We start from the raw sequence: 22,581 nt of genomic DNA, 5'->3' as shown, positions 1-22,581 counted from the left end.
GAATCTCCTCCTTACAGGTTTTTAATGATTTCGTCTGCGAACTCGGAGCATTTCACTTCAGTAGCGCCTTCCATCAGGCGGGCGAAGTCGTAAGTCACGGTTTTGTTGTTGATGGACGTTTCCATGCCTTTGTAGATCAGGTCAGCCGCTTCCTGCCATCCGAGGTGCTCAAGCAGCATAACGCCGGAGAGTATAACGGAACCAGGGTTAACTACGTCCTTGTCTGCATATTTCGGAGCCGTACCATGAGTCGCTTCGAAAATCGCATGTCCTGTTACGTAGTTGATGTTAGCGCCCGGAGCGATACCGATACCGCCAACTTGCGCAGCCAGAGCGTCAGACAGGTAGTCGCCGTTCAGGTTCAATGTCGCAATGACGTCAAAGTCGGTTGGGCGAGTCAGAACCTGCTGCAGCGCGATGTCGGCAATCGCATCCTTAACGATGATTTTGCCGGCTTCTTCAGCCGCTTTTTGAGCAGCGTTAGCTGCATCTACGCCGTCCTTGTCCTTGATGATATCGTACTGGGCCCAAGTGAACACTTTATCGCCGAATTCAGCTTCAGCCACTTCGTAACCCCAGTTTTTGAAGGCACCTTCCGTAAATTTCATGATGTTGCCTTTGTGAACGAGCGTTACGGATTTGCGGCCATGCTTGATCGCATATTCAACCGCTGCGCGTACAAGACGCTTGGAACCTTCGGAGGACACCGGTTTGATGCCGATACCGGAAGTTTCCGGGAAGCGGATTTTGTTTGCTCCCATTTCGTCTTGAAGGAACTTGATCACTTTCTTCACTTCGTCGGAGCCTTCTTTGTATTCGATGCCTGCATAGATGTCTTCCGTGTTCTCGCGGAAAATAACCATGTCGACCAGCTCAGGACGTTTTACCGGAGACGGTACGCCGTTGAAATAACGGACAGGACGCAAGCAGGTATACAGATCCAGCTCTTGGCGAAGGGCAACGTTCAGGGAACGGATACCGCCGCCGATTGGCGTTGTAAGAGGTCCTTTAATTGCAACGATGTACTCGCGAATCGCTTCAAGCGTATCGTTCGGGAGCCACTCACCGTATGTATTGTATGCCTTCTCACCGGCAAATACTTCATACCAGGCAATTTTCTTGGAACCGTTGTACGCTTTTTCTACAGCTGCATCCAGGACGCGCTTGGAAGCTTTCCAGATGTCACGGCCTGTGCCGTCGCCTTCAATAAAAGGAATAACAGGGTTGTTAGGCACCTGCAGGGTTCCGTTATCAATCGTGATTTTCTCGCCTTCAGTCGGCAATGCGAATTTTTCCAATTTCATGAGTATGAGTTCCTCCTTCGAATATGGTTCTTTTCTCTAGCCATTTCAATGCGATACTGTGTGCAATAGGCATAGAGAAATCCGCCACCCGCGATTCACTCGCGTTTAAGCGGTCCTCTAGCCTATTGTACATGATTGCTAGCCACTTAGCGAAGTTCTATCGGCACATATTTTTGATCGGTCATCCCCGTATACTCTGCGCGCGGGCGGATAATACGGTTGCCTTCATACTGCTCAAGAATATGCGCGGTCCATCCGGATACGCGGCTGATCGCGAAAATCGGCGTGAACAATTCGTGCTCAATGCCAAGCTGCGTATAGACGGAGGCGGAATAGAAATCGACGTTCGGCTTCAGGCCTTTTTGGTTGGTAACCGTTTCGTCGATCAGCACCGACATATCGTACAGCGTGGTATCGCCTTTCATTTCGCCAAGCTCGCGGGACATTTTTTGGAGATGTTTCGCGCGCGGATCGCCGTTTTTGTATACGCGGTGTCCAAAGCCCATAATTTTTTCACGGTTGTCCAGCTTCTCTTGAATGTACGCCTGAGCCCGATCAATCGAACCGACTTCGTTCAGCATCTTCATGACGGCTTCGTTCGCGCCGCCGTGCAGAGGGCCTTTCAGCGCGCCAATGGCGGAAGTAACACCGGAATAAATGTCGGACAGCGTGGCTACGGTCACGCGGGCCGCAAACGTGGATGCGTTAAGCTCGTGGTCCGCATGCAATACGAGCGCCTGATCCAGTGCCTTAATGGAAGTCTGGTCAGGATCCTCGCCTCTGAGCATATACAGGAAGTTTTCCGCGATGGAGGCGCCTGCTTTCGGAGCCACCGGCTCTTTGCCCTGACGAACGCGGGCAATGGCAGCGATGATCGTCGGAAGCTGAGCTTGAAGTTTAACCGCTTTCTTCTCGTTCGCTTCACGGCTCATATCGTCGCCTTCGGCGTCGTACAGAGCGAGCGCGGATACAGCCGAACGAAGCGCAGCCATCGTATTGCCGTCCTTCGGATACAGTTTGATCTGCTGGATAAGCTCATCCGGAATGGCGGCATAGTTGCTCAAATCTTGTTGAAGCGCCTTTAACTCTTCTACATTCGGAAGCTTTCCGAACCAGAGCAGGTAGGCTACTTCTTCAAAACTTGCATGTTCTGCGAGATCGTCAATATCATATCCACGGTAAGTCAGAACGCCATCGACGATCGAACTAATCGCGGAGGTGGTAGCTACAATGCCTTCCAAACCCTTGGTAGCTGTCATGCAACATCTCTCCTTTATGATCGGGATAAACTGAACTATTTTGACAATCATGAAAACATTTTCATGAAGTCAGATGAAAAAGAAAAACGCGCAAAAAAATTGCTATGGTCCTAGTCGCAAACCTTCTCATATCATACTGGATTTTGTCTGATATGTGAACATGAGGAGCGACATTCGCCGCATCAAATTGTTTTATCGATACCATAAACATTTTTTTGAAATCACTTACAATTCCATTATACCTGTGATAATTCTCATTGTCGAATCATGAAGACGACCATTTTTGAACTCTTTATCCTTATATTGAAACTCCCTGCATACGTATAGAATGAGCCTTTCTGCTCGTCCCTCCAAGTCAGCTGCAAAGGAGTGTGATTCATTGGAACGATTGATGCTTAAACGTTTGGGCCGGGGAGTGTGGGTGCTGTCTTCCATCTTCGTGATCGCCTATTTGATATATGTACTGCTGCCGCTGCTTTATCCCTTCCTTCTGGCCTGGATCATCGCCTATGCGATGAACCCTTGCGTCAACCTGCTCCAGCGGAGTCTGAGAATGCCGCGCTGGATCGCCGTCACGTTGTCCCTGCTCCTGTATTTCGGCGCAGCCCTGTTGATTCTCACCGCGGCCGTCAGCAGGCTGGTCAAGGAACTGATTGCCCTGTCCCAGTCCTTTAATCTCCACATTGACGCCTGGGTGGAATGGCTGACGGCCTGGACGCAGAATGAGAGCTTCCAGAATATCGTCAATGAGATCAGCCGTTTCTATCAGAACAACCCGAATTATCACGATACCATCAACCAAAACATCACCCGTACGACGCAGACGATCGGCACGGCCGTGACCGACCTCGTTACCGGTATTTTTAACGGTATCCTGCAAATTATTTATTATTTGCCGAATTTGGGGACGATTTTCATTGTCGTGCTGCTGTCCACGTTCTTTCTCAGCAACAGCTGGGAACGTCATAACCGCGCGCTGCTCCGTCTCCTGCCCGACGTCATTCGTAAACCGATGAACTATATCTTCTCGGATCTGAAAAAAGCGCTGTTCGGATTTGCCAGAGCCCAGCTGATTCTCATATCCATTACGGCCGTCATCGTCACGATCACGCTCTATGCGCTCGGCGTGGATTCCGCCTTCTCCATCGGGCTTCTGATCGGCTTGGTGGATCTACTCCCGTACCTGGGTGTGGGCATCGTCCTGATTCCGTGGTCGCTGTATGCTTTTATGTCCGACGACCTGACACTCGGCATCGGGCTGACGGTCCTGTACAGCATCATTCTGGTCGTCCGTCAGATCATGGAGCCCAAGGTGCTGGCCAGCAGCGTCGGGCTGGATCCGCTTGCCGCCCTGCTGGGCATGTTCGTCGGGCTTAAGCTGTTCGGGATTTTGGGACTGATCATCGGTCCCGTGTCGCTTGTCATCCTGGACGCTTTTCATCGGGCCCATGTGTTCAAGGACCTGAGGAATTACATTATCGGGGGCAGGTTCAGGTAGCTCGCGTTAAGAGACGGCTTGATTTATCTTATCATTGGGCTAATGTGAACATCGTATTTGGAAAGATTCAAATAGGCTGCTCCCTTGCATAAAATAGACCGGCCCCTTGCGGGACCGGTCTTATGGTAATGTCTGCTTGTATTATCTGCGAAAGATCGTAATCTTGCCGTTTTTCATATTTTTCTTCATCCATTTCAACAGCAAAATCCGATACAGCGGGCGGGTCAACGGAAATATCAACGTAAAGCCGATCATGTCAGTTACAAAGCCCGGCAGAATGAGAAGTACTCCACCCGCAAATATACATAGGCCGTCCGCCATGGAAGCACCCGGTACCATGCCTGTATTCATTCTCTGCTTGGCGTCTTCCATCGCTTTGCGGCCTTCGAATCTCATCATGGCCACGCCGACGGCAGAGGTCAGCAGTGTCAAAAGCAATGTATTCATGCCGCCTACGCGGTCCGCAACAAACTGAAAGCCGAATATCTCAATAGTAGGCACAAAAATAATCGCTGCCAGCATCCATTTGAACATGAAGCTACTCCTTCCTCCCCAAAAGGGTATCCTTCAATGCATCATACAGCTTTGGCGCGCATTTATCCAGTCGGGCCGGCTTCCACTCCCGGTTCAGCCATACATGCCGGGTCGCTCCTGCCGTTAACAAGGCACCGGGGAGCTCGGACTCGGTATGCCAACCCCTCGCTCCCAAATCCGCCTGCTCCTGCTCACTCAGCAGACGGACCTCGTATTCATAGTGTATTCGCAGCGGGGAGAAAGCAGTCATTCTTGTAAATATTGTCACGAGATCATCATATCGCGCCGGCCGGCGATACTTGATGTCTAGATCCACTACAGGGAGCAGGACGCCTTCTTCTTCCATTCCCCGATACGTAAATCCCATTTCACGGATCATTTCGGTACGCCCGATCTCAAACCAGTTTAAATAGTTCGCATGATACACGACACCCATTTGATCGCTTTCCTGGTAACGCACCCGAAAGGATGTCCAGAACCAGCGGCTTCGCGTCGGTACGGATGGACTAGCCAACGTCTTCTTCCCCCTCATGTATGCAAAAAGCAATGGCCGACAAGAAACGTCGTCCATTGCTTATATGCAGCTATATTCAGAATCCAGCGGATTCTTGATGATGAATCTACTTCTGCTGTGGAATTTGGTCCACTTTCAGCAGGTTCGTGGAACCGGAACGTCCCAGCGGCACGCCCGCCGTAATCACAACAAGGTCGCCTTCTTTCACGAGTCCGGATTTCACGCCGCCTTGCAGCGCATAATCAAACATCTCGTCCGTAGAAGAAGCCTGCTCGCCTTTAACCGGCGTTACGCCCCAAGTCAGTGCCAAACGTCTCAGCGTTCTTTCTTGGGTCGTTACGGCGACGATAGGAGCCTGTGGACGGTATTTGGATACCATGCGAGCTGTTTGACCAGATTCGGTAGACGAAATGATCGCTTTGGCATTCAGGTCGAGTGCCGAAATCGCAACCGATTGGCTGATCGCTTCGGTTACGCTGGTTTCTTGTGCAATGCGCTGCTTCAAGAACAATTCACGATAGTTCAGTGCGGATTCCGCTTTTTCCGCGATGCGGGACATCGTCAATACGGATTCCACCGGGTATTTACCTGCAGCCGTTTCGCCGGAGAGCATGATGGCATCGGTTCCGTCGAAAATCGCATTGGCAACGTCACTTGCTTCCGCACGGGTAGGACGCGGGTTGCGCTGCATGGAATCCAGCATTTGCGTAGCCGTAATGACCGGTTTGCCGGCCAGGTTACATTTTTCGATCATGCGTTTTTGAACCAACGGAACTTCCTCAGCCGGAATTTCAACGCCGAGGTCGCCACGGGCTACCATCAAGCCGTCGGATACTTCCAGGATTTCATCCAGATTGTCAACGCCCTGCTGGTTCTCGATTTTGGAGATGATTTGGATGTGCTCGCCATTGTGTTTCTTCAGCAATTCGCGAATTTCCAGCACGTCACTTGCTTTACGAACGAAGGAAGCGGCAATAAAATCGATGCCCTGCTCGATCCCGAAAATGATATCGTTGGCGTCTTTTTCCGTAATACCTGGGAGGGAAATCGCGACTCCCGGCACGTTAACACCTTTTTTGCTCTTAATGGTTCCGCCATTAACGATGCGGCATCTGATTTCGGTGCCTTGAATCTCCACCACGGTCAGACCGATCAGGCCGTCGTCGATCAGGATCGTCGATCCGACTTGAACGTCTTGAGGCAACTCTTTATAAGTAATGGACAAACGATTCTTATCACCAAGGATTTCCTCGGTAGTAAGGGTGATATATTCATCTTGTACAAGCTCAATCGGTTCCACTTCAAGTTTGCCTGTACGGATCTCCGGTCCTTTGGTATCAAGCAGGATCGCTACCGTTTTGTTCAACTCTTCGCAAGCTTGGCGGATGTTCTTGATCCGGTTGCCATGCTCCTCGAAGTCGCCGTGGGAGAAGTTCAGACGAGCCACGTTCATGCCGGCCATAATGAGCTTCTTGGTGTTTTCCAACGATTCACTGGAAGGACCGATGGTACATACAATTTTTGTTTTGCGCATTTGGGTTTCCTCCGTTTATTAAAGGGTTCTCTATATCTCTTTTTCCAACAACTAAATCTACTACAAAAAGTCTCATTTGTATAGGAACTTTGTCATATCGTCACATACTCATCAGACTTTTAGAGGATAACGTCTTCCGGTTCCGCCTTCGCAAAGTCGAATTCGCCGATCTTGCGGAATTTGCGGTACCGGTCTTCCTTCAGCTCGCAGGCATCCATCACGGACAGCTCCTTCAGCTGGCTGATCAGGGCGCTCCGAATGGCAGCGGCCGTCTCCTCGTAGTTACGGTGCGCACCGCCCTTAGGCTCAGGAATGATCTCCTCGATGACTTCCATTTCAAGCAGGTCCTTGGCGGTGATCTTCATCGCTTCCGCGGCCTGGTCCGCCTTGGACGCATCCTTCCATAGAATGGATGCCGCGCCGTTCGGCGAGATGGCGGAATAGATGGCGTGCTCCAGCATCAGCACGCGATTGCCTACAGCCATCGCAAGAGCACCGCCGCTTCCACCTTCGCCGATGACCACACAAACAACAGGCACCCCAAGAGACGACATATCCCGCAAATTGCGGGCGATCGCCTCGGACTGACCTCTTTCTTCTGCTGTATTACCCGGATATGCGCCTTTTGTATCAATAAACGTGATAATGGGACGCTTGAACTTGTTCGCCTGCTGCATAAGCCGCAGGGCTTTTCGGAAGCCTTCCGGATGCGGACTTCCGAAGAAACGGGCGATGTTGTCCTTCGTGTCTTTGCCGCGCTGCTGGCCGACCACCGTGACCGGAACGCCGTCAAGTTTGGCCAAGCCGCCGACGACGGCAAGGTCGTCCCCGTAGAGACGGTCTCCATGCAGCTCGATGAAATCCGTAAAGATCAGCTGGATCAGATCAAGCGACGTCGGCCGCTGCTGATGACGGGCCAGATGCATTTTCTGGGAAGGCGAAATCGAGGAATAAATTTCTTCCTCCAAACGACTATATCGTTCTTCCAGGCGGGCGATTTCATCCGTGAAATCGATCCCTTTTTCCTGTCCGAATTGTTTCAGTTCGTCTATCTTCTTGCGCATTTCGGCAAGTGGCATTTCAAAAGGCAATTCGCCTGACATCAGAATCCCCCTTTCACGGTATGCATCTCCAGCAGCTTACCAAGCATGGAGCGCATATCTTTCCGATGAATAACCATGTCAAGCTGACCATGCGCCAAATTGAACTCCGCTGTCTGGAAATCGTCCGGCAGCTTCTGGCGAATGGTCTGTTCAATAACGATACGGCCCGCAAAGCCGAATACGGCTCCCGGCTCGGCGATGTTGATATCGCCAAGCGTCGCGAAGCTGGCGGACACGCCGCCGGTCGTCGGATCCGTGATCACTGAAATGTAGAGCCCGCCGAGTTCATTGAACCTGGACAGGGCCGCGCTTGTTTTGGCCATCTGCATCAAACTGAGAATGCTCTCCTGCATCCGGGCGCCGCCGGAAGTGGAGAAAATAATGAGCGGTAAACGCTTGTCCGTCGCAAACTCGATCGCACGGGTGATTTTTTCCCCAACGACGGAGCCCATGCTTCCCGTGAAGAAGTCAAAACTCATCACGGCCACCACAACGGGCTGGCCCAGAATGGAGCCTTGGCCGGTAATCACCGCATCATGCAGTCCGGATTTCATCTTCTGCTGCTCCAGCTTGGCCGCATATCCCGGAAACTTGAGCGGGTCCACCGAGATCATCTCCGCGTCAAACTCTTCAAAGCCTGTCTCATCCAGCGTCATGGCAATCCGCTCAACCGCGTTCAAGCGCATATGATGCCCGCACTCCTGACACACCTTCAGATTCTTCTCAAGCTCTTTGCTGTATTGAATGGTGCCGCACTTGGCACACTTATTCATCAGACCTTCCGGAATTTCCCGTTTCGGGCGTTCGCCTTCCTGAGGCTGCCCTGCCGTCCCAAGTCGTTCCGATGGGATCGTTGCGTATTTTCTTTTTTTCTGAAACAAGTCTTTAAACACAACTACACCTCTCCAGCCGTAAATTTGAATGGCCGCCGCAATAGCACATCGCCGATCCGTACGCTAAGCTTCGCTATGTAACCCAGATGAAACTAGGGGTGCAATATCGAATTCAACACTTCCTGTACTTCCTCAAGCTCTCCGGAGGGTACCAAAATCTCAAACTGCTGTTTGGAAAGATTCACAGGACGGCTTTGAACCAAAAACCCTTCTTCCGTTAGCCTGGTCTTGATCATTTCCGCCACCTTTGCAGTTGGCGCAATATAGATAACCGTCCACATGCCTTTCAGATCCCCCTAATCTCGTCCCACAGGCATATCCTGAGCCGATATAATGGATAATGATAACATACTTCAGTTTTTACCTCAACAAAGAGAGCAGGGGGCTGAAAGCCAAATCCTTACCCTTATGCAGCGATTCGACAACACTCGCGCAAATCAGTCAGATCCCGCGGTATAATGGGCCGCATCGGGATTGTTATGCGCGATTCGCGAGGAAGCGGCGGCGGCAATGCCTGCAACGAGATCATCCAGAAACACATGAATCCCGTCCGTTTTTTCATTTAATATCTCAATCACGCCAATTTTTTCTTTATCCAGGTAGCCGAAGCTCGTCAGTCCAATCATGCCGTATATGCTCGTGACACCGAGCGCCATGGTCTCATCCACACCGTACAACGGTTCGTCCTGCTCCATAATTGATTGCAGCGGCTCCGGCAGCAGTTTCTTCTCCGCCAGCTCATCCAGCGCAATGCCCGTATACAGGGTATACTGCACTTCGCGCTTCCCGAGCACGGCCCGCACGCTTTCCTCGCACTGCTCGATGGTTAGCGTCGGATGGTAGCGCTGTTGAAGCTTCAACACAATATCCGCGATGGAGTTTACGCTGACTCCTCTGCGGCTGAGCATGCTCTCTGCCAAGTCGATTGACACCACAAATCCCCCCCGCGTCTTTGGCCGTTGCTCTGTCACTACGGTCATCGCCGTGAAGTGCTTTCTTCAGGCGAATACTCGGCCAACATTCCTGTAGTGTCCTAATTGTATGCGGGAGGGATGGGAAACGTTCTTAAATTTTCATGTCACTTCACTTTAACGGTGTCTTTGCCCAGCATGCTCTCCATTTCGGCAATGAGCTCTTGCGAAGGCTCGATCCGATAGGCATCGCTGAGCGCAAGCACCTTCTGGCTTCGTTCATAAAACAACACCGTTGCGACAGGCCCCGGATGCCGCTGCAGAAGCTCTTTCAGCTTGACCAGCATCTCCGATCGCTCCGCATCGGCCGTTATTTTCACAAACACGCGCTGCTCTGCTTTAGGATTCGATGCGCCTGCTCGAGATTCCTTCCCGGACGTTCGGTTCATGCCCGAAACTTCCTTTCCGAGCGGAGGCAGGTCTTGGCCTTTCGTGGCGGCAAGCGGCTGCGCTGCATTCAGAACGGCCTTTGGTTCGCCGGCCGAAGCCGCCTGCTTGCCGGTTGCGCCCGACGCGGCGCTCCGGCCTGCTCCCTCGGCCCTGCCTCTGCCGCCCTGCGTTCCCCGGACCTTGCCCCGCCGAACGAGCTGGCCCAGGGTCTGCGCTTCAAGCGGAGCGATTTCTTCGGCCAGCAGCTTGAAGCCTTCGTCCTGCAGCTGGACCTTCGCCCGGATCGCGAGCAGGGCGCCTTTTTCAATCAGATGCGCGCTGCGCTTCCACACTTCCGGAAAGAGAACGACCTCGCAGCGCTCGATTTGATCCTCGCACTCCATGAAGGCCATCGCTTTTCCCTGTTTCGTCGTAATGGTCTTCAGCGAGACCACCATGCCGGCAACCGTAGCCATCGACTCATCCTCCGCTTCATGCAGATCCATGAGCCGATCCGCTCCGGACTCCGTCAGCGTCTCTTCAAAGCCGTCCAGCGGATGACCGGACAAATACATGCCCAGCAGCTCGCGTTCGAATTCGAGCTGCTGACTTGCGGTATAAGGCGGGATGTCCGGATATTCAATGTCCCAATTCGCGGTTTCCACGAAGTCGAAGAGCTGAATCTGAAGATCATCCCGCTCCTTTCTCCACTTCACGGCCGCTTCCACCGTTTCGTCCAGCATGGCGACCAGCTGGGAGCGGTGCCCCTGCAAGGAATCGAAGGCGCCCGCCTGGATCAGGGACTCGATCACGCGCTTGTTGCATACGCGGAGGTCGACGCGGCGGCAGAAATCAAGCAGGCTTTCAAACGGCTTTTCGCGCCGGATCTCGACGATATTCTCCACCGCTTGCGTGCCGACGTTCTTGATGGCGGCAAGCCCGAATCGGATCCCGCCGCCGGCCGGAGAATCGGCCTGTTTATCGCTGCCCTCGGCAGCAGAACGGCTCATGACCGGCGTAAAATACGTCCCGCTTTCGTTGACGTCCGGCGGCATGACCTCGATATCGATGCGCCGCGCCTCCAGCACGTATTCGGCTACCTTCCGATGGCTGCCCATGACGGCTGTCAGCATGGAAGCCATGAACGGAACCGGATAGTGCGCCTTAAGATAAGCCGTCTGGAAGGCCAGCACGCCGTAAGCGGCAGCATGCGCGCGCGGGAATCCGTAGTTGGCAAACCGGACGATCATGTCGTACACGCGGTTGGCCTCATCCTCGGTATAGCCCAGCTTCAGGCTCCCTGAAACGAAGTGGCTGCGCTCGCGGTCCAGCACCTCGCGTTTCTTCTTCGATACCGCTCTGCGCAGCAGATCCGCTTCCCCGAGCGAGAAACCCGCCATTGTCGAAGCGATCTGCATAATCTGCTCCTGGTAAACGATAATGCCGTACGTATCGCCCAGAATCGGGATCAGGTCCGGATGGGGGTATTCCGGCTCGATCCGGCCGTGCTTGGCCTGAATGAACTTCGGAATAAATTCCATGGGACCCGGGCGGTACAGGGCATTCACCGATACGATATCCTCAAACACCGAAGGTTTCAGATCCTTTAGCACCCGCCGTATCCCGGCGGATTCGAGCTGAAATACGCCCGCGGTCTCCCCTCGGCCCAGCATTTCGTAAGTCGTTTGGTCGTCATCCGGCACTTGTTCGAAATCAAGCTTACTGCCGGTCAATTCTTGAATCCATTTCAGCGTACGCTCAATGATCGACAGCGTCCGCAGGCCCAAAAAATCCATCTTGAGGAGCCCCACGCTCTCCAAATTCTCCATGGAATACTGCGTCAGCGCCGTCTTCTCGCTGCCTTCCTGCAGCGGCACCGCATCCGTCAAGGGCTCCCTGGAAATGACGATGCCGGCCGCATGCGTCGATGCATGGCGCGGCATGCCCTCGACCTTCATCGCCATGTCGATCAGCTCGCGTACCTTCGGCTTTGTTTCGTACTGCTCCTTCAGCTGCGGGCTTTGCTCCATCGCTCTTTCAATGCTGATGCCCAGGTGGTTAGGGATCAGCTTGGCCGCCTTGTCCACATCCCCGAACGGCACATTCAGCGCACGCCCGACGTCGCGGACGGCTGCCCTTGCGGCCATCGTACCGAACGTAATGATCTGGGCCACATGCTCTTTCCCGTATTTGTCCACCACGTAATCGATGACCTCGTCCCGGCGCTCATCGCTGAAATCGATATCGATATCCGGCATCGTGATCCGTTCCGGATTCAGGAAGCGCTCAAACAACAGCTTGTATTTCATCGGATCCACATTGGTAATCTGCAGGGTATAAGCCACTAGGCTTCCTGCCGAGGAACCCCTTCCGGGTCCGACCGCGATGCCTTTCCGGTGGGCATAGGCGATGAAATCCCATACGATCAGGAAATAATCGCTGAAGCCCATGCTCTCGATAACGCCGAGCTCATAATCAAGGCGCTGCTCCAGCTCGCTGCGTTGCACTTCATCCTGCCACCGTTCCGTTTCTTCGTAGCGTTCCCGCAATCCGCTCAGGCAGAGATCCCGCAGATATTCCGCAGCATTCTTCCCTTCCGGAAGCGAGCTGTATTCCGGCAAGATGGATTTGCCGAACTCCAGCTCCAAATGGCACTGGTCCGCAATCTTAGCCGTATTCAATATAGCTTCAGGCACATGGGGATACAGACGCTCCATGTCGCTGCCGCTCTTCAAATAAAGCTGATTCGTCTGAATCTGCAGCCTGTCTTCATCTTCGACCGTCTTTCCCGTGCCGATGCAGATCAGGACGTCCTGAACCTCGGCATCGCTCTCGGTCAGATAATGCACATCGTTGGTCGCTACCAGCGGAATGCCGGTCTCGCGGCTTAGCTGAATCAGCTGGGGATTCACGCGCTTCTGCTCCGGAATTCCGTGATCCTGCAGCTCCAGATAGTAGTCTTCTCCAAAAATCGCCTGATAACGAAGCGCGGCAGCTTTCGCTTCCGCTTCGCGTCCATGAAGCAGATGCTGGGGAACCTCGCCTCCCAAGCAGGCGCTGAGGCATATGATGCCTTCATGATGGGCGGCCAGCGCCTCCATGTCGATTCGGGGTCTGTAATGATACCCCTCCAAATGCCCGATCGAGCACAGCTTCATTAAATTGCGATAGCCGGTCTCATTCTTGGCAAGCAAAATCAAATGATAGATCGGCTGGTCCTTGCGGCTTCCCCGCTCCTTGCGGGAGCCTGCCGTGATATAGGCCTCGCAGCCGATAATCGGTTTGATGCCCTGCGCCAGGCAGGCTTTATAGAACGGAACGGCACCATACATCACGCCATGATCCGTCAGCGCCAGCGATTTCATGCCAAGCGCCGCCGCTTCCCGCACCAGGTCACCGATACGTGCCGCTCCATCGAGCAAACTGTATTCACTATGCACGTGCAAATGCACGAAAGAGCTCATCGTAACGCCTTCCTTTCGCCGGTACATGTATATTTAAAATCAATTCAGAAATATCTTGAAAAGTCTTTATACCATTTTATCATAATCCCGCTAGGCCCGCCCATAGAATGAAACTAGGGAATACGTGGACAGGCGGTTGCCTTGACATCCACCGAGAGAAGAAAGGAGACATGAGGGCATGAGCGTTTTTTTATCCAAAGCGATCCTGGATTTTTTTATAGCCTTCGGCATCGTGCTGGGGGGGGCCATGGTGGGAGGCGTGGGCGCCGTGCTGTCCCTGCAGCCCCCGACCCTGACCATGATAGAAGTGGCCGACCGGATTAAGATATGGGCGCTTGCCGCCGCCATCGGAGGCACCATTGATCCGATGCGGGTCATTGAAAGCAACATGGTAGTCGGCAATCTGTCCCCTGCCATCAAGCAGGTTTTATATCTGGGTTTTGCATTTCTTGGAGCACATATGGGCAGCGAGCTGGTCAAATGGGTGTGCTCCAGCCGGAGCTGATCCATGCGCGTACCTCCGGCCCACCGATTCCGCCCCTTCTATCAGGTCGCATCCATCTTCGTGCTGGGGATGGTCGTCGGCAGCATCCTCTACAATTCGGTTTATCATGCAGCCTACAATAAATTATGGGAAACGAATCAGGAACAGCAGCTCAAAATAACGCAGTATGAAAAAGATATCGATTCGTTAAAAAAATACAATAAACAATCCACGGTCATCAAGGAAATCAAGATCCGCAGCGAACAAAACGACAGGGAGCCTCTTGATCCCGTCATCATCAAAGAGCTCGTCAGGCTTATGAGCGACGATCTGGCTGCCCTTCGCGGCCGCAACGTGTTTGATATCGATACGGACAGCAAGCTGACCCGTTCGCTCCTCAGCGACAAAATCTATACGGTCCGGGAAAAAGATTACAAGGTCCAGATCAAGACCATGCTCGTCATGGAAGGCGTGCTGCAAATCTGGGTCGGCGTCGATCATCTGGATGCAAAGTCAACGGGATCATGATACAATACATACTATTGTAAATGATCGAATCTAACATGCTTTTAGAGGTTGTTCAAAAAGTCATCTTTTGATCACGAAGCAGCACATGAACATACACTTTCTGCCACATCGCGAGCATGTTACCGAATATAAAGGAGCCTTCCATTCCATGATAACCGTCATCCACTATATCCTGTACATTATCCTTGTCCTGTCCGTCGTAGCTGCCGCGCTGTATAGCATTCGCGCACGGCGAGTAGCGGATCCGGTCGACCGCGGAATCCATATGTCCATGATGAACCTCTGCATGGGCATTATGCTGGTTTCCCTTTCGCTGGTGTGCATGTTCCTGTTCAGCGGCTCCACGCCCGCTGTCATAGTAGAAGCAGCGTTTTTGGTGCTTGGCGCGTTCAATATATTTGCCGGCATTCGAAGCCGCACCTATTACAGCAGACTGAAGAATTCGCGGACGGCCGGCTGAATGAAGCTAAGTTGAAAAAAGGCATCCCGCATGGTCTACAAGACCAGCGGGGTGCCCTTTTTTATTAGTCGGGAGAGTTTCCCGTTAGCCGTGATCGATCGCCTGCATCGTCATGACCGCTTTGGCAATCAGGCTCGTCTGATGCTGGATTTCAATCTCCATCTTGCAGGTACGCCGGCTGAGCTCCAGCAATTTCGGCATAATGACAATCGGATCCTCGATCTGCACAGGCCGGATGAAATACGTCGACAGATGATCGAGGACATGATCCCAGCCGCTGATATCCTTGGCGGCCTTCACGGCCGCCTGGCTCATCACGGTGGTGAGCACCCCTTGCGAAATCGTTCCGAGTTCCGAGGCCATCTGGGGCGTGATAAAGCCGTGGAAGAACAATCGCCCTTCCTCATCCCGATCCTCCGCTATCCCGTTCCAGATCAGCTGATCGAACGTCTCGCCGAGCTGAGGCTGGTTTCGCGCATCCCGCAGTGCGCCAAGCACCTCTTTCCGGGTGACGGTGGCAAGCAGCTTGCGGTTCCGATCCACGATCGGCAGAAAATCGATCCCTTCCCACATCATGATCTGCGCGGCTGACGCAAGGGAGGTCTTCATGCTGGCCGTCACCGGATTGCGGGTCATCGCTTTCTCGATCGGCTGGGTTTCGGCCAGCCCTTCCACGTCGCGAACCCCGACAATGCCGATGACCCGGTTCCATTCGTCCGTGACGGGGTACCGGTTTTCCCCCGTTTCCTGCGAAATCCGTTTGAATTCCTGAACGGTGACGGAGTTTTTCAACTGGTGATTCTTGGGCTTATCATGGGCGATATCCTCCACCAGCATAATTTTCTTCTTAATTAAACGGTCGAAAATGGCACGGTTGATCATGGAGGCGACCGTAAACGTGTCATGTCGGGACGAGATGATAGGCAGATCCAGCTGATCCGCCAGCAGCTTCACTTCCCGGCTCGTGCCGAAACCGCCGGTAATCAGCACGCCTGCCCCCTGCTCTAACGCCAGGGAATGGGCATCTTCGCGGTTACCGACAATCATGAGGCTTCCGGCGTCGATATAGCGGATCATGGCTTCCACCTTCATCGCGCCGATCACATACTTGTGCAGGCTTTTATTCAGCCCTTCGGCACCGCCAAGCACATGTCCTTCCACGATCTCAACGACATCGGCAAACGTAAGCTGCTCGGATATGTTCCGCGGCTTCCGTTCCACGCGAACCGTACCGATCCGTTCCTTCGTGACAACGATGCCTAGGCTTTCCGCTTCCTTCACCGCCCGGTAAGCGGTACCCTCGCTGACGCCCATCTCCTTGGCCAGCCGCCGCACCGATATTTTGCTTCCCACCTTCAAACTTTCAATATACTGAACCAACTGCTCGTGTTTTGTAATCGTATCATCCCGAACGTCCAACTGTTACACCCCCATAACACTATCTGTACTATACTGTATCTATTATATCACGTCCGCTGACGCTCCCATACCCGTCAAATCCAAAAAAACCTCCCCTCAAGGATGGCGGATGGATAATCCAGCCGCATCGGCTTCAAGGGAGGTTTTTGTTTATCGCAGCTCTCGCTGTGATCCGGCACTTAATTGGCTTCCTGGCTCTTCTGTTCCTCAGGCCATTTCAGTTCCCACTGGCTCAATTTCTCCTTGCGGATTGCGTCCAGCGCTTTCTGCTTCGCCTCATCTACTCCGATAAGATAATAGAGATGCGAACCGATCACGAGCAGGGCAAAGCCTGCCCAGACAGCACCGAACAGCGAAACCCAAGAGAACCCGCCGGCGAAAGAAATGCTCGGAAGGGCGTATATCAGCATGCCGAGTGCAACCAATAAATATGCGGTGTGTTTAAACTTGTTCTTCTTTTTTTTCATTGTAAACGCAGCTCCTCTACTCTCTGAAATCTATATTTCTACTCTATGAGGAGCTTGCGCAATTTATGAGACAAGTTTTTAAAAATTTGTTCGAATTGTCTTCGAAGTTAACCGCCGCACCATGGTTACAAACGAGACCGCTTAGGATTGGGCCGGTCCGTACAGATGCTGCAGGCTGTCCGATATAATCTTGTTGACGTCTTCGATAATGACGCTCAGACGCCGCTCGGCGTCAAACAGACGGCGGATGTTCAGGTTCAGGCTCAGCACCTCGAACTGCTTCTCCATCTTCTCCATTTCCTCTTGGGCCGGCATGTCTCCGGACATCATGCGCTGTTGAAGCTCCATCTGACGCTGACGGAAATCGTCCAGCATGCGTCTGCTCTCCGGATCCGCATCCACGAGTTTCATCGCGGATGTAATCTCTTCTACCTCCTGGCTCTCCTTCATTGCTTTTGCCAAATCATGCGCTTTGTCATAAATGTTCATTCTTGGTTCCTCCCCTATATTCGGCTAAGAAGCCGTTTTGTTCGTTCGCTTTGCCACATCTTAACTCTTAACATCTCATCTCCACAGTATCGTCAGCAGCGATTGGAGTAATCCAATGATTCCGCCCAGCAGAACCCCGAGCCAGGTAATAGCCCTGAACTCGCGGCCGGATACGCTCAGTATGACCTCTTCCAGCCGCTCGATCGGAAATTTCTCCACCTGCTCCTGAACGAGCTGCGGCAAGTTAACGGCCTTCATCGCCCCCGGGATGCTTCGCTCCAAAAAGCCCAGCCCCTTATCGAGCATTCCTGGCAGGGCTGCCTCGATAGCCGGCATGCGCGGGCCGATCGCTTCGCCAACGCGAAGAAGCTCGATCCGCTGAATCCATGTGGACCAAGGAAGCTTGTCATCCAATGTCCGGGTCAGCCACGCAAGCCCCGGCTCATCCGATGCATGTTCGATGATATCCCCGATCGGCATTTCCCCGTAATGGGACAGCTTTCCGGAGATGATGTCCGTGATGGTCTTGCGGACCTTCTCTCCCTCCAGCTGCTGGATCAGCACAGGGGTCATCTTCTGTACCAGTTTATCCTCATCCACAAAGATTGAAGCCATCGTTCCGAGAAACCCGCCCGCCTTATCGATAAGGGAAGAAGCTACGTCCGACAGCATGAGCTGCCCCTTTGCCGACAAGAGCGTATGCTTCAGCTCCTTCAGCACGGTATCGGCTGCGGCCGCGCTCCAGCCCTGGATCGTTTCCTCCGACCAGCCGGGAACGAGCTCCTTCAGCGGTTTCGACTCAAGCCCATACCCGTGCCATATGGCAGCGGCACCTCGGGCCGTAAGCTCGCGCGCCAATTGTTCCGCCCGGACTTTCATCTGCTCCCACTGTTCGGGACTCCATACTTTCAGCGCCAAATCGCCGAAGCTCAGCTCCGATTCGCTCCATTCCTCCAGCTTCCGCCGGAGGCTTTCCTCCATCTTGCTGCGGAACACCGGCCTGCGAATCAGATCCTGCAGGCCCTCGCTTGTCACCAGGTAATCCGAAACCACATGCCCCAGCGACTCGGCAATCTCGTCCTTGCGCTTGGGGATGAGCCCCGGGGTAAAGGGTACGCGGCGGCCCAGGATGATTTTTTCTTCGCGGGGATGAAACAGCATTTTTATCGCAAAGTGGTTCGTTACGCCGCCAACAAAAGCAGCGACGCACACGTTCACCAAAATAAACAGCCAGTTCTGCATTTTCAGCACTCCTTTTTCCCGAGCAGTACAATCACCAAGGGATATATGTCCTCATATGATGCATTACATGCAATGATCAGATGAAGTCTTCGTCTGTTCACTTAAGTATCCAGTTGTTGTCGGAAGGAGATCCATCATGCGCAAATCCAAGATCAAATCCAACACCAAATCCAAGATATCGGTTCAATTAATCCGCTCAGCCCAGCTTCCGGATAACGATATCAAGCTTGGTGACCGGCTCATAAGACAGCTCCGTATCCCGACAGATTCACCGATACAGCTTGCCTTTGGCTCCTTCAAGCAGGAAATCCGCGTTACTTCAGGAGGAAAATCGAACACGCTGGCCCTAAGCCCCACCATATTCAGCAGTTCGGAACTGCTTCCTCGCACCACGATGAATGTCAGATATTATCCAACGGAAAAAATGCTGAAGCTCGGTCCGCTCATCGGTGTCATGGTCAGCCGCTTTTTACCGGATGAACCTGATAAACCTTTCGGGTCGATTTCGGCTTTCTGTTTGGAAATGGTAAACGCGGCCAAGAAACAAGGCGCATATGTGTACTTTTTCACCCCTGACATGATCGGTTCGAACCCGTCAACACTTGAAGCAATTATCTATGACGCGGGTTGGAAAAAGCGCAGCGTTCCAGCTCCGGACGTCATTAATAACCGGCTGTCTACCCGCAAACTGGAGAATAGTCCTAGCGTACAGCATTTTATGAGAGAAGTAAAATCACGATTCGGCACCCACATCTTTAACGAGAAATTCCTCGATAAATCCGATGTCTTCGAGGCGCTCGGACCCGATGCGAAGCTCCAAAAATATTTGCCGGAATCCTATTTGCTCAGCGGTTATCCGACTCTCAAAAAAATGTGCACCACGTATCGGACGGTCTTCCTGAAACCGGTGCGGGGAAGTCTGGGAAAGGGAATCATCCGGATATCCCGGCAAGAGAACGGCCATTACCAAACGATGACGACATCTCTTGAAGGATCCAAGAAGAGCACCTACTCCTCGCTTCCAAAGCTGTTCAGCAGCTTATCCGGAAAAATAAAAAAAACGCGTTATCAAATTCAGCAAGGATTGGATTTAATCCGCATCAACCGGCGAAACGTCGATTTTCGCGCGCTTGTTCATAAAGACAAAAACGGCAAATGGGCAGTGACCTCGGTCGTGGCCCGAATTGCCGGCGGAAACCACTTTGTCTCCAATCTCGCCAGAGGCGGTACGCTATCTTCCGTCAAGGACGCGCTGGCCATGAGCAGCATTCCGTTATCCTCCAAGCAAACGGCTCCCGCCCGAATGAATCAAGCGGCGCTCGATATCGCTCATGGATTGGAGGCTGCCATTCCTTATCACTTCGGAGAGCTGGGCATCGACTTGGCGATTGATACCTCGGGACGCATTTGGCTTCTGGAGGTCAACTCCAAGCCTTCCAAAGGCGAAAATGCGCCATTGAATGCCGACTCCAAAGTAAGGCCGTCTGCCGTACGACTCGTTCAATACTGTCAATACTTGACGGGTTTGTAAAAAAGGAGAACCTTATGTCCTCAAAGATAATAGGCACCCTGGGTGTCATGGCATGCCGCAAACCGGGCTTCCCACCGTTCGCCGAGAAGCAATTTCTCCGCGAGCTAAGCTTGAAGTCCGAGGGACTCGGCATGCAGGTATTTGTTTTTTGTCCGGATGATGCCTCACCTGCTTCAGGTGCGGACAGCGCCGCGGACAGGATAAAAGGATATCGCTTCAATCCGGAAGAGGGCTGGAGCACCGGCACCTTCCCGCTTCCTGACATCGTCTATGACCGTTGCCTGCACCGAAGCGGCGAGGAAACGGTCGCAGCCGGTGAACTTCTGAACCGAATGTCGCAGCTTGGCGTTAAGCTGTGGTCGCGCGGTCTGCCGGGCAAGCAGAAGGTTCATCAGCTGTTAAAGCGCTCCTCAGCCATCAAGCCTTATTTGCCGGCAACCTTAAGTTATACGGGAGCCGAATCCCTCAGCCGGGCTTTGCTCGCCTTTGGCGGACGTCTCTTCATGAAGCCAAGCGGAGGCTCTCAGGGCCGTCACACCTTGTACCTCGCGTTGACAGATCAACAGCGTGTCAGACTGCAAGGAAGGGATCGGAGCAACCGCATGTTCCTGCATACCATTCCCGTGCAAGAGATGAACGAATGGGTGGGAAGTTTTACCGGCCGCCGCCGGTTTATCATTCAGCCCTTCCTGAAGCTTCGCAACGGTAACGGGCACCCGTACGATATCAGGTCATTGGTTCAAAAGAATGATCGCGGCATATGGTCCGTCACAGGAATCGCTGTTAGGCAAGGAGACGACCAAGGATTAACCTCAAACCTTCATGGCGGAGGCACGGCATTTCCCGCCCTCCCCTATCTAACGACCGATTTCGGAGAAGAAAAGGCCACGGGGATCATGCGGACCATCCGGGATTTGTCCGCTCAGCTTCCAGCTCTGCTGGAGGAAGGATTCGGCCGGCTCGGCGAGCTGGGAATCGATTTTGGCGTGGATACCAGCGGACGGGTCTGGATCCTGGAGGTCAACTCCAAACCTGGCCGACGCGCATTTACACTAACGGGAGATGGTCACGCAGCCCGGCTGTCCGTCGAACATCCGATTCAATACGCCCGTTATTTATTGCTTCGACAACTTAGGAGGGTAAATACATGAGTTTGAATTTCGGAAATATTCATTTCTCGCAGCAGCCCGAAAAAGTCGTCTTTTTATCCGGTTCGCTTCTCAAGAGCCTGGGGCTATCAAGCAAGAAATCGATAAAGCTTCGCATTGGCACCAATACCGTGTCCGCTGCCCTGAAACCGATCGAACGGTCGGGAAAGCACATCTATTTAAGCAGCGGAGTCCGAAACAGCGTCAACGTTCCCAGACAGGGTCCTGTGTATATCCATTCCCCCCGGGAAGGAGAACTTGAACTCGGGCCGGTGGTCGGGGTTCTGTCCGACGGCCCCCCGAATCCGTCCAGTCCTTTTGGAGCCCGCACTTCATATATCAGGCAGCTGCTTCGCGAAGGCAACAAAAAAATGTTCGTATATGCCTTTGCCCCACGGGATATCAATTGGCAGCGCGAAACCGTTCATGCCTATATGCTTGGTTCCGGCGGCGGCTTCATTCGCAAGACCGTTCCGCTTCCTGATGTCGTTTATAACCGCCTACCGAGCCGGAAAACCGACTTCTCCCCTTTTACCAACCAACTGAGGGACCGGTTCGGCAAACGCAACATCAAATTCTTCAATTGGGCGTTCTTCAATAAATCGGATGTCTACTCGCAGCTGGACGGTGACCTGCAGGCGGGCAAATATTTGCCGGAAACCTACAACAATCCTAGTCCCGAGCGGATTAAGGATATGATGGAACGCCATCATTTCGTATATTATAAGCCTTCTGCCGGAAGTTTAGGCCTGGGCATCTACCGGTTAACCTATCTTCCCAAAAAAGGATACTATGCCCGCTATCACGGAAACGGCGGCAACACGCTGCTCAAATTCCCGAACTTTAACAGTCTGATGCGGATGCTTCAGGCAAAGCACGGTGCCAAACTGAAGAGCTACGTCATCCAGCAAGGAATCCGTCTCATTGAAATCGACGGATGTCCCATCGACTTCAGGTTCCATATGCATAAGAACAGCAAAAACCGTTGGGCCGTGGTCGGCATCGGCGCCAAAAAAGCCGGACGCGGCAGCGTCACCACGCATATCAAGAACGGCGGCTCGCTGATGACGCCGGAAGTGGCGCTCTCCCGCGCTTTTGGAACCAGATCGCGTGATGTGCTGGAGCGCGCCAAGGAAGCCGCCATTGCGATGTCGGAAGCGATCGAGAATCACCACCCGCATCTGTTAGGGGAAATCGGGTTCGATATCGGCATAGACGATAACGAGAGAATCTGGATGTTTGAAGCGAATTCGAAGCCGGGCAGATCGATTTTCAGCCACCCTTCACTTAAAGCGGAAGGAAGAGCATCAGTCGAGCATATTTTTGATCACAGTTTGTATCTGAGCGGCTTCCACAGGGGGGAATGATTC

Annotated in this window: 21 protein-coding genes; 7 read left to right on the top strand and 14 right to left on the bottom strand. The window is 53.0% G+C overall.

Annotated features, from left to right (window positions below; genetic code table 11):
* Positions 1-11 precede the first annotated feature (11 nt).
* Complete coding sequence (icd, locus tag JNUCC32_RS01330; protein ID WP_009595069.1) at positions 12-1,304, bottom strand: NADP-dependent isocitrate dehydrogenase; 1,293 nt, start codon at positions 1,302-1,304, stop codon at positions 12-14.
* Positions 1,305-1,450: 146 nt separating this feature from the next.
* Entirely contained in the window at positions 1,451-2,563 is a 1,113-nt protein-coding gene (citZ, locus tag JNUCC32_RS01325) for a citrate synthase (RefSeq protein WP_009595070.1), read from the bottom strand.
* 379 nt (positions 2,564-2,942) lie between these two features.
* On the opposite strand from citZ, the gene ytvI reads away from it, so the two are divergent.
* Positions 2,943-4,061 carry a sporulation integral membrane protein YtvI gene (gene ytvI / locus JNUCC32_RS01320; RefSeq protein WP_015736985.1) on the top strand — a complete coding sequence of 373 codons (1,119 nt, stop codon included), beginning with the start codon at positions 2,943-2,945 and terminating at the stop codon, positions 4,059-4,061.
* Between the two features lie 141 nt (positions 4,062-4,202).
* Here the strand turns inward: ytvI and JNUCC32_RS01315 are convergent, their stop codons facing one another.
* The 8 genes from JNUCC32_RS01315 to JNUCC32_RS01280 all read right to left on the bottom strand — a co-directional run bounded on the left by JNUCC32_RS01315 (position 4,203) and on the right by JNUCC32_RS01280 (position 13,443).
* Positions 4,203-4,595: an FxsA family protein gene (locus JNUCC32_RS01315; protein WP_096776312.1), complete on the bottom strand. Its 393-nt coding sequence runs from the start codon at positions 4,593-4,595 to the stop codon at positions 4,203-4,205.
* Positions 4,596-4,599: 4 nt separating this feature from the next.
* Positions 4,600-5,109: an acyl-CoA thioesterase gene (locus JNUCC32_RS01310; protein WP_036659790.1), complete on the bottom strand. Its 510-nt coding sequence runs from the start codon at positions 5,107-5,109 to the stop codon at positions 4,600-4,602.
* A gap of 106 nt (positions 5,110-5,215) precedes the next feature.
* Entirely contained in the window at positions 5,216-6,643 is a 1,428-nt protein-coding gene (gene pyk, locus JNUCC32_RS01305; protein ID WP_009595064.1) for a pyruvate kinase, read from the bottom strand.
* Between the two features lie 119 nt (positions 6,644-6,762).
* Complete coding sequence (locus JNUCC32_RS01300) at positions 6,763-7,746, bottom strand: acetyl-CoA carboxylase carboxyltransferase subunit alpha (RefSeq protein WP_096776314.1); 984 nt, start codon at positions 7,744-7,746, stop codon at positions 6,763-6,765.
* Positions 7,746-8,639 (bottom strand): acetyl-CoA carboxylase, carboxyltransferase subunit beta, encoded by an 894-nt coding sequence (gene accD / locus JNUCC32_RS01295; RefSeq protein ID WP_009595062.1) that lies wholly within the window; start codon positions 8,637-8,639, stop codon positions 7,746-7,748. The genes JNUCC32_RS01300 and accD overlap by 1 nt, the downstream gene beginning before the upstream one ends.
* 92 nt (positions 8,640-8,731) lie before the next feature.
* Positions 8,732-8,920, bottom strand: a complete 189-nt coding sequence (locus tag JNUCC32_RS01290; protein ID WP_006212044.1) for a hypothetical protein — start codon at positions 8,918-8,920, stop codon at positions 8,732-8,734.
* A 156-nt stretch (positions 8,921-9,076) separates the two neighbouring features.
* Complete coding sequence (locus JNUCC32_RS01285) at positions 9,077-9,571, bottom strand: phosphatidylglycerophosphatase A family protein (protein WP_036659792.1); 495 nt, start codon at positions 9,569-9,571, stop codon at positions 9,077-9,079.
* A gap of 146 nt (positions 9,572-9,717) precedes the next feature.
* Positions 9,718-13,443 (bottom strand): DNA polymerase III subunit alpha, encoded by a 3,726-nt coding sequence (locus JNUCC32_RS01280; protein ID WP_192570842.1) that lies wholly within the window; start codon positions 13,441-13,443, stop codon positions 9,718-9,720.
* A 178-nt stretch (positions 13,444-13,621) separates the two neighbouring features.
* On the opposite strand from JNUCC32_RS01280, the gene JNUCC32_RS01275 reads away from it, so the two are divergent.
* The 3 genes from JNUCC32_RS01275 (at position 13,622) to JNUCC32_RS01265 (ending at position 14,915) form a co-directional block, all read left to right on the top strand.
* The gene (locus JNUCC32_RS01275) at positions 13,622-13,948 is read left to right on the top strand and encodes a YtrH family sporulation protein (RefSeq protein WP_009595060.1); all 327 of its coding nucleotides are present in this window, start codon (positions 13,622-13,624) and stop codon (positions 13,946-13,948) included.
* A 3-nt stretch (positions 13,949-13,951) separates the two neighbouring features.
* The gene (locus JNUCC32_RS01270) at positions 13,952-14,455 is read left to right on the top strand and encodes a sporulation membrane protein YtrI (RefSeq protein ID WP_009595061.1); all 504 of its coding nucleotides are present in this window, start codon (positions 13,952-13,954) and stop codon (positions 14,453-14,455) included.
* Positions 14,456-14,603: 148 nt separating this feature from the next.
* Positions 14,604-14,915 carry a YtpI family protein gene (locus tag JNUCC32_RS01265; protein ID WP_009595071.1) on the top strand — a complete coding sequence of 104 codons (312 nt, stop codon included), beginning with the start codon at positions 14,604-14,606 and terminating at the stop codon, positions 14,913-14,915.
* An 84-nt stretch (positions 14,916-14,999) separates the two neighbouring features.
* Here JNUCC32_RS01265 and JNUCC32_RS01260 read toward each other — a convergent pair whose 3' ends face one another.
* The 4 genes from JNUCC32_RS01260 to JNUCC32_RS01245 all read right to left on the bottom strand — a co-directional run bounded on the left by JNUCC32_RS01260 (position 15,000) and on the right by JNUCC32_RS01245 (position 18,532).
* On the bottom strand, positions 15,000-16,334 hold the full coding sequence (locus JNUCC32_RS01260; RefSeq protein WP_036659800.1) for a DRTGG domain-containing protein: 1,335 nt from the start codon (positions 16,332-16,334) through the stop codon (positions 15,000-15,002).
* 179 nt (positions 16,335-16,513) lie between these two features.
* Positions 16,514-16,801, bottom strand: a complete 288-nt coding sequence (locus JNUCC32_RS01255; RefSeq protein WP_096776316.1) for a hypothetical protein — start codon at positions 16,799-16,801, stop codon at positions 16,514-16,516.
* A 141-nt stretch (positions 16,802-16,942) separates the two neighbouring features.
* Positions 16,943-17,290 carry a YlbF/YmcA family competence regulator gene (locus JNUCC32_RS01250; protein WP_009595776.1) on the bottom strand — a complete coding sequence of 116 codons (348 nt, stop codon included), beginning with the start codon at positions 17,288-17,290 and terminating at the stop codon, positions 16,943-16,945.
* A 75-nt stretch (positions 17,291-17,365) separates the two neighbouring features.
* Positions 17,366-18,532, bottom strand: coding sequence for a DUF445 domain-containing protein (locus tag JNUCC32_RS01245; protein ID WP_096776317.1), 1,167 nt, complete (start codon positions 18,530-18,532; stop codon positions 17,366-17,368).
* A 136-nt stretch (positions 18,533-18,668) separates the two neighbouring features.
* On the opposite strand from JNUCC32_RS01245, the gene JNUCC32_RS01240 reads away from it, so the two are divergent.
* Genes JNUCC32_RS01240 through JNUCC32_RS01230 form a run of 3 tightly spaced genes read left to right on the top strand, consistent with a single transcriptional unit; the run spans position 18,669 to position 22,578 of the window.
* Entirely contained in the window at positions 18,669-20,063 is a 1,395-nt protein-coding gene (locus JNUCC32_RS01240) for a YheC/YheD family endospore coat-associated protein (protein WP_015736994.1), read from the top strand.
* A gap of 14 nt (positions 20,064-20,077) precedes the next feature.
* The gene (locus JNUCC32_RS01235; RefSeq protein WP_192570841.1) at positions 20,078-21,214 is read left to right on the top strand and encodes a YheC/YheD family endospore coat-associated protein; all 1,137 of its coding nucleotides are present in this window, start codon (positions 20,078-20,080) and stop codon (positions 21,212-21,214) included.
* Positions 21,211-22,578, top strand: coding sequence for a YheC/YheD family endospore coat-associated protein (locus JNUCC32_RS01230; RefSeq protein ID WP_192570840.1), 1,368 nt, complete (start codon positions 21,211-21,213; stop codon positions 22,576-22,578). The genes JNUCC32_RS01235 and JNUCC32_RS01230 overlap by 4 nt, the downstream gene beginning before the upstream one ends.
* Positions 22,579-22,581 lie beyond the last annotated feature (3 nt).

It is taken from the genome of Paenibacillus sp. JNUCC32 (assembly GCF_014863545.1).
GTDB classification, from domain to species: domain Bacteria; phylum Bacillota; class Bacilli; order Paenibacillales; family Paenibacillaceae; genus Paenibacillus_AQ; species Paenibacillus_AQ lautus_A.
This window is presented reverse-complemented; position numbering and strand designations above follow the sequence as displayed.

Coding starts and splice junctions, on each gene's coding strand:
- icd (WP_009595069.1), bottom strand. CDS start 1,304: ATGAAATTGGAAAAATTCGCATTGCCGACTGAAGGCGAGAAAATCACG.
- citZ (WP_009595070.1), bottom strand. CDS start 2,563: ATGACAGCTACCAAGGGTTTGGAAGGCATTGTAGCTACCACCTCCGCG.
- JNUCC32_RS01315 (WP_096776312.1), bottom strand. CDS start 4,595: ATGTTCAAATGGATGCTGGCAGCGATTATTTTTGTGCCTACTATTGAG.
- pyk (WP_009595064.1), bottom strand. CDS start 6,643: ATGCGCAAAACAAAAATTGTATGTACCATCGGTCCTTCCAGTGAATCG.
- JNUCC32_RS01300 (WP_096776314.1), bottom strand. CDS start 7,746: ATGTCAGGCGAATTGCCTTTTGAAATGCCACTTGCCGAAATGCGCAAG.
- JNUCC32_RS01290 (WP_006212044.1), bottom strand. CDS start 8,920: ATGTGGACGGTTATCTATATTGCGCCAACTGCAAAGGTGGCGGAAATG.
- JNUCC32_RS01280 (WP_192570842.1), bottom strand. CDS start 13,443: ATGAGCTCTTTCGTGCATTTGCACGTGCATAGTGAATACAGTTTGCTC.
- JNUCC32_RS01275 (WP_009595060.1), top strand. CDS start 13,622: ATGAGCGTTTTTTTATCCAAAGCGATCCTGGATTTTTTTATAGCCTTC.
- JNUCC32_RS01270 (WP_009595061.1), top strand. CDS start 13,952: ATGCGCGTACCTCCGGCCCACCGATTCCGCCCCTTCTATCAGGTCGCA.
- JNUCC32_RS01265 (WP_009595071.1), top strand. CDS start 14,604: ATGATAACCGTCATCCACTATATCCTGTACATTATCCTTGTCCTGTCC.
- JNUCC32_RS01255 (WP_096776316.1), bottom strand. CDS start 16,801: ATGAAAAAAAAGAAGAACAAGTTTAAACACACCGCATATTTATTGGTT.
- JNUCC32_RS01250 (WP_009595776.1), bottom strand. CDS start 17,290: ATGAACATTTATGACAAAGCGCATGATTTGGCAAAAGCAATGAAGGAG.
- JNUCC32_RS01245 (WP_096776317.1), bottom strand. CDS start 18,532: ATGCAGAACTGGCTGTTTATTTTGGTGAACGTGTGCGTCGCTGCTTTT.
- JNUCC32_RS01240 (WP_015736994.1), top strand. CDS start 18,669: ATGCGCAAATCCAAGATCAAATCCAACACCAAATCCAAGATATCGGTT.
- JNUCC32_RS01235 (WP_192570841.1), top strand. CDS start 20,078: ATGTCCTCAAAGATAATAGGCACCCTGGGTGTCATGGCATGCCGCAAA.
- JNUCC32_RS01230 (WP_192570840.1), top strand. CDS start 21,211: ATGAGTTTGAATTTCGGAAATATTCATTTCTCGCAGCAGCCCGAAAAA.